The 12,253-nt window shown below is 62.7% G+C and carries 11 protein-coding genes; 5 read left to right on the plus strand and 6 right to left on the minus strand.

Features of this window, described 5'->3' with window-relative positions; all coding sequences use genetic code 11:
• Complete coding sequence (locus JQ597_RS06950) at nt 1-1,170, minus strand: acyl-CoA dehydrogenase family protein (RefSeq protein WP_212001354.1); 1,170 nt, start codon at nt 1,168-1,170, stop codon at nt 1-3.
• Between the two features lie 110 nt (nt 1,171-1,280).
• Here JQ597_RS06950 and JQ597_RS06955 point away from each other — a divergent pair, with 110 nt between their 5' ends.
• A complete protein-coding gene (locus JQ597_RS06955) occupies nt 1,281-2,204 on the plus strand; it encodes a LysR family transcriptional regulator (protein ID WP_212263469.1) in 924 nt (307 codons plus the stop codon).
• 107 nt (nt 2,205-2,311) lie between these two features.
• On the opposite strand, the gene JQ597_RS06960 is transcribed toward JQ597_RS06955, so the two are convergent.
• The 4 genes from JQ597_RS06960 to JQ597_RS06975 form a co-directional block, all read right to left on the minus strand.
• Complete coding sequence (locus JQ597_RS06960) at nt 2,312-2,902, minus strand: thiamine pyrophosphate-dependent enzyme (protein WP_212263470.1); 591 nt, start codon at nt 2,900-2,902, stop codon at nt 2,312-2,314.
• Entirely contained in the window at nt 2,902-3,468 is a 567-nt protein-coding gene (locus JQ597_RS06965) for a thiamine pyrophosphate-binding protein (RefSeq protein ID WP_212263471.1), read from the minus strand. Before JQ597_RS06965 ends, JQ597_RS06960 begins: the two co-directional genes overlap by 1 nt.
• A 164-nt stretch (nt 3,469-3,632) precedes the next feature.
• A complete protein-coding gene (locus JQ597_RS06970; protein ID WP_212263472.1) occupies nt 3,633-4,904 on the minus strand; it encodes a cytochrome P450 in 1,272 nt (423 codons plus the stop codon).
• A gap of 107 nt (nt 4,905-5,011) precedes the next feature.
• Nucleotides 5,012-6,298, minus strand: a complete 1,287-nt coding sequence (locus tag JQ597_RS06975; protein ID WP_212263473.1) for a cytochrome P450 — start codon at nt 6,296-6,298, stop codon at nt 5,012-5,014.
• A 233-nt stretch (nt 6,299-6,531) separates the two neighbouring features.
• Here JQ597_RS06975 and JQ597_RS06980 point away from each other — a divergent pair, with 233 nt between their 5' ends.
• The 3 genes from JQ597_RS06980 (at nt 6,532) to JQ597_RS06990 (ending at nt 10,066) form a co-directional block, all read left to right on the plus strand.
• A complete protein-coding gene (locus JQ597_RS06980) occupies nt 6,532-7,704 on the plus strand; it encodes an isovaleryl-CoA dehydrogenase (protein WP_192736591.1) in 1,173 nt (390 codons plus the stop codon).
• A 73-nt stretch (nt 7,705-7,777) separates the two neighbouring features.
• Nucleotides 7,778-8,938 (plus strand): DUF898 family protein, encoded by a 1,161-nt coding sequence (locus JQ597_RS06985; protein WP_349628795.1) that lies wholly within the window; start codon nt 7,778-7,780, stop codon nt 8,936-8,938.
• Between the two features lie 3 nt (nt 8,939-8,941).
• On the plus strand, nt 8,942-10,066 hold the full coding sequence (locus JQ597_RS06990; protein ID WP_212263474.1) for a M48 family metallopeptidase: 1,125 nt from the start codon (nt 8,942-8,944) through the stop codon (nt 10,064-10,066).
• 21 nt (nt 10,067-10,087) lie between these two features.
• On the opposite strand, the gene JQ597_RS06995 is transcribed toward JQ597_RS06990, so the two are convergent.
• Nucleotides 10,088-11,086: a LysR family transcriptional regulator gene (locus JQ597_RS06995; RefSeq protein ID WP_212263475.1), complete on the minus strand. Its 999-nt coding sequence runs from the start codon at nt 11,084-11,086 to the stop codon at nt 10,088-10,090.
• Nucleotides 11,087-11,245: 159 nt separating this feature from the next.
• On the opposite strand from JQ597_RS06995, the gene JQ597_RS07000 reads away from it, so the two are divergent.
• A complete protein-coding gene (locus JQ597_RS07000; protein WP_212263476.1) occupies nt 11,246-12,247 on the plus strand; it encodes a Bug family tripartite tricarboxylate transporter substrate binding protein in 1,002 nt (333 codons plus the stop codon).
• The last annotated feature ends 6 nt before the right edge of the window (nt 12,248-12,253 follow it).

Genomic DNA, 12,253 nt, shown 5'->3' on the forward strand with positions numbered 1-12,253 from the left:
TCAGTAGGAGCGGGGCATGCCGAGCACGTGCTCGGATACGAAGGACAGGATGAGATTGGTCGAGATCGGCGCGACCTGATAGAGCCGCGTCTCGCGGAATTTGCGCTCGACGTCGTATTCTTCGGCGAATGCAAAGCCGCCATGGGTCTGCACGCAGGCATTGGCGGCTTCCCAGGAAGCGTCGGCCGCCAGCATCTTGGCCATGTTGGCCTCGGCGCCGCAATCGAGCCCGGCTTCATATTTGCGGGTGGCTTCCTTCACCATCAGCTCAGCCGCGCGCATCTGCGCGTAAGCCTTGGCAATCGGGAACTGAACGCCCTGATTCTGGCCGATCGGACGGCCGAACACCACGCGCTCCTTGGCATAGGCGGTGGCTTTGGCGATGAACCATTTGGCGTCGCCGATGCATTCCGCGGCAATCAGGATGCGCTCGGCATTCATGCCGGAAAGAATGTAGCGGAAACCCTTGCCTTCCTCGCCGATCAGGTTTTCGGCGGGCACCCGCATGTCCGTGAAAAACACTTCCGTGGTGGCGTGGTTCATCATGGTGCGGATCGGGCGGATTTCCAGGCCGTTGCCCTTTGCCTCGCGCATATCGACGATGAACACCGACAGGCCATCGGTGCGCTTCTTGGCATCCTCCTTCGGCGTGGTGCGCGCCAAGAGGATCATGAGGTCGGAATATTCGGCGCGGCTGGTCCAGATCTTCTGGCCGTTGACGATGTAGCCGTTGTTGCCGTCGCGCTTGGCAAAGGTCTTCAGCGAGGAGGTATCGGTGCCGCTGGTGGGTTCGGTGACGCCGAAAGCCTGCAGGCGCAATTCACCGCTCGCGATCTTGGGCAGCCATTTTGCCTTCTGCTCGTCGCTGCCGTGCCGCAGCAGCGTGCCCATGGTGTACATCTGGGCGTGGCAGCCGCCGCCGTTGCAGCCGGCGCGCTGGATTTCTTCGAGGATCGCGGCTGCCGCGGACAGTTTCAGCCCGGCGCCGTTATATTCCTCGGGGATCAGCACCGAGAGATAACCCGCCTGCGTCAGCGCATCGACGAACTCGCTCGGATATTTCATTTCGCGGTCGAGCTTGCGCCAGTATTCGCCGGGGAACTGGGCGCAGAGTTTCGCGACCGCGTTGCGGATATCGGCGTACTCGTCGGGTTGTTCGTGTGCGGTCATTTGAAGTGCCGTCGTTGTGATTGGGGATGGGCTTGCAGTTGTGAAACCACCGTGAAGTCCCTATGCTCAATTGTTATAGCGTATTAACTTGCATTCCAAGATTGGCAAGCATGGATTTCCGACAGCTGAGGACGTTCAGTTGCGTGGCTGAACTCGGAAGCCTCAGCAAGGCCTCCGACACGTTGCGGGTCGCGCAGCCGGCGCTCAGCCGCCAGATCAAGCTGCTCGAACACGAGCTGCGCGCCGAGCTGTTTACCCGGAACGGCCGCGGCATGGTGCTGACCGAGGCCGGCCGTCTGCTGCTGGCGCGGACCGCCGGCATCGTCCGGCAAATCGATCAAATTCGCGACGATATCCAGTCCTCCGGCGGGCCGCCGTCCGGGCGGGTGGTGCTGGGGCTGGTTCCAACGGTGAGCTGCGTGATCTCGGCGCGGCTGGCGCGGCGCACCGTCGAAAGCTATCCGGGCATCTCGCTCTGCATCGTCGAGAGCTACAGCGGACATCTGATCGAGTGGCTGCACCGCGGCCAGATGGATCTCGCCGTGATCTACGGACCGTCGGCCGATCTGCACCTCACCGTGCAACACCTCGGCCGCGACAAGATCGTCGCCGTCGGCCCGCGCGGTTGCGGGCTGACGAAGAAGAAGCAGGTCGATATCGACTGGCTGCTGCGGCAGCGGCTGGTGTTGCCCAGTCATTCGCACGGGCTCCGGACGCTGATCGAGCATGCGGCGGCAAAGAAGAAACTGAAGCTCGATGTCCAGGTCGAGGCGGACTCGTTTCGCGTCCTGACCAGCCTGGTCGAGGAGGGGCTCGGATATGCGCTGCTGCCGCCGTCCTCGCTGCGCGCGGAAGTCGCCGATGGCCGGCTGGAAGTCGCCACGATTGCAAAACCGGCGCCGATGCGCGAACTCACCATTGCGTCCCCTATCGAGCATCCCGGTTCGACCGCCATCACGCTCGTCACTGATCTGCTCCGCAAGGAGGTCGACGCCTGCCGCAAGGAAGGCCTCTGGGATATCCAGGTCGCTTGAAGCGCTAAAGTCCACTAGTAACCGAGAAGGCAGTGCGCTCCCTCTCCCGCTTGCGGGGGAGGGCTGGGGTGGGGGTCTATCCACACGACGCAATCCCCCGTCACGCCCTACGTAACCGCAAACCCCAGATTTTCCCGGAAGCGGTTTTTCAGGAACACGCCGTCGCGCGGCGGCAGCGCGCGATCGACATGGCCGGTAGCGATACGAATCCGCGCCAGCCGCGGCCCTTGATCGATGCGCTGCAGCGTGGGCCGATAATCATTGATGCCCTTGATATCCGTGATCTCGGTGACCGAGCGAAAGCCTGCGCCGGTCGCGATCACGTCGAGCTGGGCGCCGAGCCCGGAATGGCTGACCTGCATGCCGGTCTCGCCGAAATGGCCGTTGTCGAGAATGACGATGGTCAGATTGCCCGGAATCTTGGTCGCGATCGTCAGCAGGCTGCCGATGCCCATCAACTGCTCGCCGTCGCCGGTGATCACGGCGACCGGCCGCTTCGGCTGCGCCAGCGCGAGTCCGAGGCCGACCATGCCGGCGCCGCCCATCGCGCCCCACAGATAGAAATTACCGGGATGCTCGCCGGCATCGAACACGTCATAGGAGGCCGAGCCGAGCCCGGTCACCACAAGCAGATCCTTGCGGTCGGCGAGCAGCGCCTTGACGGCCTCGCGGCGACCAAGCGTGAAATTCTGGACCATCACTTCGTCTCCGTCCACTTTTTGCGGCCGAGCATGCGCTGCGAGATCAGCACCGCGATCTGCTGGTCGCCCTCGAACGCCAGCGAACAGGCCGCCGAAATCATCTCTTCCGCGTCCTCGGGACGATCGAGCCGGAACACGGTGACGCCCATGATCTCAAACGCCTGCTGCGTCGCTTTGCCCATCGGGATTTGCCACGGATTGAACTCCGCCCATTCGCCGCGCATCGTCACCAGCGTCAGGAACGGCAGGCGGCAGCTTGCGGCGAGCGAGAACATGTTGACGCAATTGCCGACGCCGCTCGACTGCATCAACAGCACCGAGCGGTCACCGCCGAGCCAGGCGCCGGCGGATAGCGCGACGCCTTCCTCTTCGGTGGTCAAGACGGTGGTCTGGATCGCGGGATCGGCGTGCGACAGCTCGATCAGCCGGGAGTGGCCGGCATCGGGAACATAGGAGATTTGCGAGACGCCATGCGCTTTCAGCGTCTTGTAGATCTGGAGTGGCCAGCTTTGGCCGGCCTGGGTATCGTCTTTGGCGTCATCCCTGACAGCAGCATCGTTCATGGCAGCCTCGGTTCGGGGTCACGTCTCCTGCGTGACCACGCCCAAGGTCTAGCCGAAAATACCGCAGCGCGGCCTTCTCATCTGGTTCAAGCTGCCATGCCGCGATGTTATAGGGGCGCCAGTAAAGCCTTTGGCGTTGATAGCCTGAGGCGAATTGAGCTCGCTCAAGAAATTCTGACCGGCAGCGATTCGATGCCGCGCACAAAACTGGAATAGACCCGCTTCGGCTCGCCGACCACCTCGATACGGTCAAAACGCTTCAGCATTTCCTGCCACACGATTTTCAGCTGCAGCTCGGCCAGCCGCATGCCGACGCAGCGGTGGATGCCGAAGCCGAACGAAAGGTGGGTACGCGGCCGGGCGCGGTCGATGATGAATTCGTCGGGCTTCTCGATACCCTCTTCGTCGCGGTTGCCGGAGACGTACCACATCACGACGCGGTCACCCTTTGCGATCTTCTTGCCGCCGATTTCGGTATCGACCAGCGCGGTGCGCCGCATATGCGCCAGCGGCGTCTGCCAGCGGATTACTTCCGGCACCATGCTGTCGATCAATGCCGGATTGTCGCGCAGCTTCTGATACTGCTCGGGATGCTCGTTCAGCGCCAGCACCGAGCCGCTCATGGTGTTGCGGGTGGTGTCGTTGCCGCCGACGATCAAGAGGATGATGTTGCCCATCAGATTGTCGGGGTCCATGTGCCGCGTCGCTTCGCTATGGGCCATCATGGAGAGCAGATCGTTGCGCGGCTCGCTGTTGACGCGCTCATTCCAGAGCTTTGAGAAATAGGCGTAGCATTCGTCCATTTCCTGGCGTCGCTGTTCCGGCGATTCCACGACGCCGCTTTTGGGCAGCGCGGTCGAGACGTCGGACCACCGCGTCAGCTTGCGCCGCTCTTCCCAGGGGAAGTCGAACAGGGTTGCCAGCATCTGCGTCGTCAGTTCGATCGAGACGCGGTCGACGAAGTTGAAGGTCTCGTTGCGCGGCAGATTATCGAGCACCTTGCAGGCGCGCTCGCGGATCAGTTTTGCGAGTTCGTCCAGATGCGTCGGCGTGAACATCGGCGACACCGTCTTGCGCTGCGCCGAGTGCCGCGGCTGATCCATCGCGATGAAGCTCGGATAATCATAGCCGGGCGGCACGTCACGGATCGAGATGCCGCCGAGGGTGGAGTCCGAGGAGAACATGCCGTGGTTGGTGTCGACATGCATGATGTCGTTGTATTTGGTCACCGACCAGTACGGCTCGATCGGCGCGTTAGTGCAGTAATGCACCGGCTCTTCCTTGCGCAGCCGCTCGAACCACGGCCACAACGTATCGTTCTGGAACAGCTTTGGCGCACCCGGGTGAAATTCGCTGAGCGGCGTCGAATAGGCCTCCTCGCGCGCGGCGCGCAGGAGCTCTTGTCTGTCGCCTCGGATCGCGGTCAGGACGTTCATCGTCAGTCATCCCTGGGTGCAAGGAAACGCAATAGGAAATGTATTAGACTATAACTTGCAGACGCTCGATGCGCAAAGCCCGTGCCGATTTGGGCGGAACTGCTGGCCTAGCCGACGATACGGGCGGGCAGGGTCTCGTAACCCTTGACAAAGCTTGAATAAACCCGCTTCGGCTCATCCATCACCTCGATCTTGTCGAAGCGCTTGAGAATCTCTTCCCAGATAATCTTCAATTGCAGTTCCGCCAGCCGCAGGCCTACGCAGCGGTGGATACCGAAGCCGAAGGAGATGTGGGTACGGGGCCGGGCGCGGTCGATGATGAACTCGTAGGGGCGATCGATCACCTCTTCGTCGCGGTTGCCCGAGACGTACCACATCACGACCTTGTCACCCTTCTTGATCTGCTTGCCGCGGAACTCGATATCCTCGAGCGCTGTGCGCCGCATATGCGCCAGCGGCGTCTGCCAGCGGATCACCTCGGGAACGAAGCTGTCGATCAGCGCGGGATTGTCGCGCAACTTCCTGTACTGGTCGGGGTTCTTACTCAGCGCATAGATGCTGCCCGACAGCGTGTTGCGGGTGGTGTCATTACCGCCGACGATCAAGAGGATCAGATTGCCGAGGAAATTCTTCGGGTCCATGTCGCGCGTGGCTTCGCTGTGCGCCATCATCGACAGCAGGTCGCTCTTCGGCGGCTGGTTGATCCGGTCCTTCCAGAGCGTGGCGAAGTAGGTCGCGCATTCCAGAAGTTCGGCCTGCCGCGCCTCTTCGGTGGCGACGAGGCCGCCGGGCCCGGGTATCGTCGTCGCAATGTCGGACCAGCGCGTCAGCTTGCGGCGGTCCTCCCAGGGGAAGTCGAACAGCACCGCGAGCATCTGCGTGGTGAGCTCGATCGAGACCCGGTCGACCCAGTCGAACACTTCGCCTCGCGGCAGATTGTCGAGGCATTCGGCCGACCGCTTGCGGATGTTGATCGCAAGCTGGTCGAGATGGGTTGGCGTGAACATCGGTGCCACGGTCTTGCGCTGTGCCGAGTGGCGCGGCTGGTCCATGGCGATGAAGCTTTCGCGGCGCAGATCGGTTGCGACGTCGCGGATGGTGATGCCGCCGAGATAGGCCGCCGACGAGAACACCGCGTGGTTGGTCTCGATGTCCATGATGTCGTTGTATTTGGTGATCGACCAATACGGCCCGAACATGCTGTCCTTGCAGTAATGCACCGGCGCTTCGCGGCGCAGCCGGTCGAAATACGGCCAGAACGTATCGGTCTTGAACAGTTCGGGATCGCCGGGGTCGAACTCGGCCAGCGGCAGCGAATAAGCGCGCTCGCGTGCGGCCTTTTGCCGGGAGTCCAGTTCAATGGAATCCTGGGTGAGTTCGATGGTTCCCTGCATGGAGCGGCTCCCTGATTGTTCTCCGCGCGTCGGGATTCGCCCGGTGGCGGTATTTTGGACCGATTACAGCCGTTCGTACGTGCCGGAGCAAGGGACAGTTTTGATGCTCCGGCCGCATTGAACTTTACACCCGGTCGGGGCCGATACGGAGCCGTATCATTCCCCGTGACAAGCGCGCCTGCAGGGGTTAAGGCTTATCCCAATAACGATATTTCGCCGGAGGTCGCCCGACCATGATTCCCAATGCGTACCGGATGTTCAATTTCGACCTCGGTGAAACCGCGGATGCCATTCGCGAGACCGTGTTTGCCTTTTCGAGCAAGGAGATCGCGCCGCGCGCGGCCGAAATCGACAAGAGCAACCAGTTTCCAAGGGATCTCTGGCCCAAGATCGGCGCGCTCGGCCTGCACGGCATTACCGTCGAGGAGGAATATGGCGGCACCGGGCTCGGCTATCTCGAGCACTGCATCGCGGTCGAGGAAATGTCGCGGGCATCAGCGGCGGTCGGTCTTTCGTACGGCGCGCATTCCAACCTCTGCGTCAACCAGATCCGCCGCAACGGCAACGACGCGCAGAAGCGCAAATATCTGCCGAAACTGATCTCGGGCGAACATGTCGGATCATTGGCGATGTCGGAGCCGGATTCCGGCTCCGACGTGGTGTCGATGAAGACGCGGGCGGACAAGAAGGGCGACCGCTTCGTCCTGACCGGCAGCAAGATGTGGATCACCAACGGCCCGGTCGCCGACACGCTGGTGGTCTATGCACGAACCGACGCCAATGCCGGCCCGCGCGGCATCACGGCGTTCATCATCGAAAAGGGCATGAAGGGATTTTCCACCGCGCAAAAGCTCGACAAGCTCGGCATGCGCGGCTCCGATACCTGCGAACTGGTGTTCGACAATTGCGAAGTCCCGGAAGAGAACGTGCTCAGCGAAGTCGGCCGCGGCGTCAACGTCCTGATGTCCGGCCTCGATTATGAACGCGCGGTGCTGGCCGCGGGTCCCATCGGCATCATGCAGGCCTGCATGGACGTGGTGCTGCCTTACGTGCATGAGCGCAAGCAGTTCGGCCAGCCGATCGGCACCTTCCAGCTGGTGCAGGGCAAGATCGCCGACATGTACACCACGATGAACGCCTCGCGCGCTTATGTGTATGCGGTGGCGAAAGCCTGCGACCGCGGCGAGACCACGCGCGAGGACGCGGCCGGCGCCATCCTCTATGCCGCCGAGAAGGCGACGCAATGCGCGCTCGACGCCATCCAGCTGCTCGGCGGCAATGGCTACATCAACGACTATCCGACCGGCAGGCTGTTGCGCGACGCCAAACTCTACGAAATCGGCGCCGGAACCAGCGAAATCCGGCGCATGCTGATCGGGCGGGAGCTGTTCGACAAGTCAGCGTAAGTGAACCGGATCACACTCCAGCCGACAAATTGGTGTAAACCCGACTTGTTGCCCGCTGCCTTGGAGTTGACCCGTGAACCAGATGAGTTGGACCCCGCTCGGGCCGCCATCGCTACCGCCGCTGCCGAAACCGCCGCCGATGCCAGTGGGGTTTTCCGGCAAGCGTGATGAATTCTTTCACCTGGTGAAGCGCGGCGCCGGGCTGGAATTGGTGACGCTGGGCTTCTACCGCTTCTGGCTCACCACCGACATCCGACGCCATCTCTGGAGCAATACCCAGATCGACGGCGATGGCGCCGAATATACCGGCCGGGGCCGGGAATTGTTGATCGGGTTCCTGGTTGCACTCGCGATCCTGGTGCCGATCTATCTGGCCTACTTTCTCGCCGGCCTCGAAGCCGAGCATTACAAGGCGTTCGCCAGCATTCCCCTGGTCGCTTTCTTCTATCTGTTCGGGCAGTTTGCGATCTTTCGCGCCCGCCGCTATCGCCTGACGCGCACGGTGTGGCGCGGCGTGCGATTCTGGATGAGTGGCTCGGGCTGGATTTATGCCTTGCAGGCGTCGCTGTGGGGCCTGCTGTCGATGGTGACCTTCGGCTTGTCGCTGCCATGGCGCACGGCGGCGCTCGAGCGCTACAAGATGCGCCATTCATACTATGGCGATCTGCAGGGGAAGTTCGAGGGAAGCGGCTGGGAATTCTTCAAGCGCGGCTGGTGGCTGTGGTTGCTCGCACCGATGGCGTTCCTGATGCCGCTGTTCGCACCCTTCATCTACGGCGCGTTCAAGGCGGTCGAATGGCGCTGGTGGCTGTCCGGCATCCGGATCGGCGGCGTGCGGCTAGAATCGGAATTGCCGCGCAGCCGGCTGATCGGCCTGTACTGGAAGGTGGTCGGCTGGATCGTCCTGCTCGGGTTCGTTTTCACGGTCTACCTCGCAGCTGCCGCGGCGCTGGTCGCCAGCATGAACGGCGAGGGATTCGGCGAGTTCTTCAAGTCGCAGGAATCTTCTCAGAGCATCCTGTTGCTGGTGCTCGCTGGCATCGGCTACCTGGTGTTCGCACTGGCGCTCAACGTCGTGATCCGCGTCTATCTGATGCGCGATCTCTGGGTGCGGGTGTTGGAATCGATCAACATCCACGGCATCGAAGCGGCTGCCAATGTTTCGGCAAGGGGTGAACTGGCCAATGCGCTTGGTGAAGGTTTTGCTGATGGCCTTGATGTCGCGGGCTTCTAGCTGATGACCGGTACCATCACGGATAGCGACGCTCCCGGTACCCCGAAATCGCCATCGGGCGGTTCGGCGATCTATTTCGACGGCAAGTCGAACCAGCGGCGCGCGGTCACGCTGCATTTTGCCGACCGGCTGGAAATCCGCGACGGTGAAACGAGCCTTGCGGCATGGGCCTATGCCGATATCCGCCGCGCCGACGGTCCCTCCGGCATGCTGCGCCTCAGTGCTCTGACGGCACCGGCGCTGGCGCGCCTGGAGATTCGCGATGCCGCGGTCGCGGCCGACCTAGTCTCGCGTTGTGCAACTCTGGATGAGAACACGCCGGGCCGCCGCGGCGTCGCCGCGATCGTCGGCTGGTCGCTCGCCGCCACGGTTTCGATCATCGCGGTGGTATTGTTCGGTGTCCCGCTCGCCGCCGATCGTTTGGCGCCGCTGGTGCCGGAGGCCTTTGAACGGCGGCTCGGCGAAGCGGCCGAAAGTCAGGTCAAGACGATCTTCGACGCCAAGGTCTGCGACAATGCGGCCGGGCAAAAAGCCTTCGTCAAGCTGATGACTGCGATACGTGAATCGGCCGGGATGGATACTTCGGTACAGTCCAGCGTGCTGTCGTCGTCGGTGCCCAATGCCTTCGCGCTGCCGGGCGGCAGGGTTTACATGTTCAACGGATTGCTGGCGAAGGCCGAGAACGCCGACGAGATCGCAGGCGTGCTGGCGCACGAACTCGGCCACCACAAGCATCGCGACAACATGCGGGGATTGATCCGCGACGGCGGCACAGCGTTTCTGGTCGGGTTGCTGTTCGGCGACATCACGGGCTCCAGCGCCCTGATCTTTGCATCAAAGACGCTGGTCACCTCGTCGCATTCGCGCGAGGCCGAGCAGGATGCCGACGGCTTCTCGATCGACGTCATGCACCGGCTGGGCCGGCCGACCAAGCCGATGGGCGAGTTGCTCGTCCGTGTCACCGGCAAGGGAGGCAAGGGCCTCTCCATCATCTCCAGCCATCCGATGAGCGAGGATCGGCTGGCGCGGATGACCCGGGAAGACCGGCCGGCCAGCAAGCCGCCGCTGCTGACGTCGGAGGAATGGCGAGCGCTGAAATCGATCTGCGATTCCGATGGCAAGATCTGACGGCTAATTCGGCGGGGCTGGTTATCTTCGTGCGCTTTTCCGCGACCTTGGCGCGGCCACCGGCGCGGGCAGGGCATTGGTCGGCTTCAAATCCCACACCGCCTGCATCGCCGAGAAGGCGTGCGAAATCACCGGTTCGTGCCGCCGCGATGTCAGGCAGGCAAAGCTGAGGTCGCAGGTCACCGTCACCTTGTCGGCGATCACGAAGTTCCGCTTGCGGGTGATGCGATCGAGGGTGCAGTCGCGCGCGAGGCTGAGGCAGATGCCGGATTCGACGAAGTCGATCATGGCCTCTTCCTGATCGGCATAGGCCACCCGCTTCGGCAGCGAGCCCATCGGGCGGAAGATATTGTCGAGCAAGCGCCGATGCGCCGAGTGCGGCGGCGTCGCGAGCCACGGCAGGCCGATCAGGTCGGGCCAGTCCTTGCCGATCACCCGGTCGCTCCATTCCGCTGGGGCAATCACCCGGTACGGGTAGCTCATCAGCGGCGCGAGCTGGTACTTTCCGTCGTCGATGTGGCGCTCGGAGAAGCTCGGGAACGGCAGGGATTCCGGCGGCGTGGCGTCGACATAATATCCGACGTCGAGGTCGCCCCTGCCGATCTGCGCCAGCACGTCGTCGCTCATGCCGTAGCGCAGGAAGACTTCGGTCTGTTTCAAGGAAGTGGCGAGGCTCCGCACGAAAGGTCCAAGCCGGATGAACTCGGGATCCAGGATCGTGCCGACCCGAAGCGATCCCCGTACCGACTCGCGCAGGGAATCCGCCATCGTCTTGAAATCCGACGAGGCCGATATCGCCTTGTGCGCCAGCGGCAGCAGGGCGGCGCCGGCTTCGGTCAGGGTAAAGCCGCCCGGTGTTCGGTTGAAAAGCAGCAGGCCGGTACTTTCCTCCAGCCCTTTTAGCTGCAAACTGACGGCCGGCTGGGTCAGGTTCAGCAAACTGGCCGCGCGCGACACAACGCCCTCGCGCGCCACGGTAATGAAGCAGCGCAGGGCCTGGGTACGGGGGAGGTCATTCATTTGAAAAGCTTATACACGATTTCCTTTAACTCATTAGACAAGATTTGCTCCCGCAAGTCACAAGTTTTCGTAGGCAAAACCCAGCGTTGTCGCTGGCCGGAACTCAGATCACGGCGCTTGCCGGCAATTGGGGAGGACGCGACGGAGAAATTCGCTGACATGATGTGGTGGCCCTGGTCGCGCCGTTTTGCCGGGCTGGCCCGAATCGGCGCGGTAGCCGTAATAGCTGCCCTCATGGCCGGCGTAGTTTCGCCGGCGTCGGCCGACAACTATCCCGAGCGGCCGGTTCAGCTGGTGGTGCCCGCCGGGCCCGGAAGCAGCACCGACACCATCATGCGGTCGCTGGCCCAGGTCGCAGCGCCGATGCTCGGCCAGCCGATCGTGATCCTGAACAAGCCCGGCGCCAGCGGCACCATCGGCGTCGGCTTTGTGACGAAGTCCGAGCCGGACGGCTACACCATCGGCGGGGTGCCGAGCGGCGCCATCACCATGGCCCCGCATGTTGCGGCGCAAAGCTTCCAGCAGGCCGACTACCGCATTGTCGCGATGATCACGCAGGCCGCCGGCGTGCTCTGCGTCTACCCGGATTTTCCGGCGAAGAACGCAGGCGAGTTCCTCGCCGAGCTAAAGAACAACCCCGACAAATACACCTATGGTTCGGACGGCGTCGGCGCCTTCGTGCAGTTTTCGACCGCACGGATTTTTCAACCCGAGGGCATCCGCCAGCGGATCATCCCCTTTACCGGCGCCGACCAGACGGTAACGGCCTTCCTTGCGCGCACCATCGACATTTATGGCGGCGCCATCGCCTCGATCGCGCAATTTGTCGCCGAAGGAAAAGCAAAGTGCCTGCTGCTGACCACGGCGCGGCGCTTTCCGACGCTGCCCGACGTCGAAAGCCTTGATGACGTCAAGATGGCGCCATCCCAGACATTGCTGTGGCGCGCGGTCATCGCGCCACGCGACATCCCTCAGGATCGCTTTGAAAAACTGCGCGACGTTCTGACCCGGGCGGCGCAAAGCCCCGAATTCAAGGCGATGGCGGCCAAACGCGGCGAGGAGGTCTGGGTGATCAGCGCCGAAGACGCCGCCAAATACGCGCAAAGCGAATTCGTCCAGATGGAGCAGCTCGCCAGAGAACTCCGTCTGAAACCGAACTGATGGGAG

The sequence above is a fragment of the Bradyrhizobium sp. AUGA SZCCT0177 genome, from assembly GCF_018130125.1.
GTDB lineage: Bacteria > Pseudomonadota > Alphaproteobacteria > Rhizobiales > Xanthobacteraceae > Bradyrhizobium.

Coding starts and splice junctions, on each gene's coding strand:
- JQ597_RS06950 (WP_212001354.1), bottom strand. CDS start 1,170: ATGACCGCACACGAACAACCCGACGAGTACGCCGATATCCGCAACGCG.
- JQ597_RS06955 (WP_212263469.1), top strand. CDS start 1,281: ATGGATTTCCGACAGCTGAGGACGTTCAGTTGCGTGGCTGAACTCGGA.
- JQ597_RS06960 (WP_212263470.1), bottom strand. CDS start 2,902: ATGGTCCAGAATTTCACGCTTGGTCGCCGCGAGGCCGTCAAGGCGCTG.
- JQ597_RS06965 (WP_212263471.1), bottom strand. CDS start 3,468: ATGAACGATGCTGCTGTCAGGGATGACGCCAAAGACGATACCCAGGCC.
- JQ597_RS06970 (WP_212263472.1), bottom strand. CDS start 4,904: ATGAACGTCCTGACCGCGATCCGAGGCGACAGACAAGAGCTCCTGCGC.
- JQ597_RS06975 (WP_212263473.1), bottom strand. CDS start 6,298: ATGCAGGGAACCATCGAACTCACCCAGGATTCCATTGAACTGGACTCC.
- JQ597_RS06980 (WP_192736591.1), top strand. CDS start 6,532: ATGATTCCCAATGCGTACCGGATGTTCAATTTCGACCTCGGTGAAACC.
- JQ597_RS06990 (WP_212263474.1), top strand. CDS start 8,942: ATGACCGGTACCATCACGGATAGCGACGCTCCCGGTACCCCGAAATCG.
- JQ597_RS06995 (WP_212263475.1), bottom strand. CDS start 11,086: ATGAATGACCTCCCCCGTACCCAGGCCCTGCGCTGCTTCATTACCGTG.
- JQ597_RS07000 (WP_212263476.1), top strand. CDS start 11,246: ATGATGTGGTGGCCCTGGTCGCGCCGTTTTGCCGGGCTGGCCCGAATC.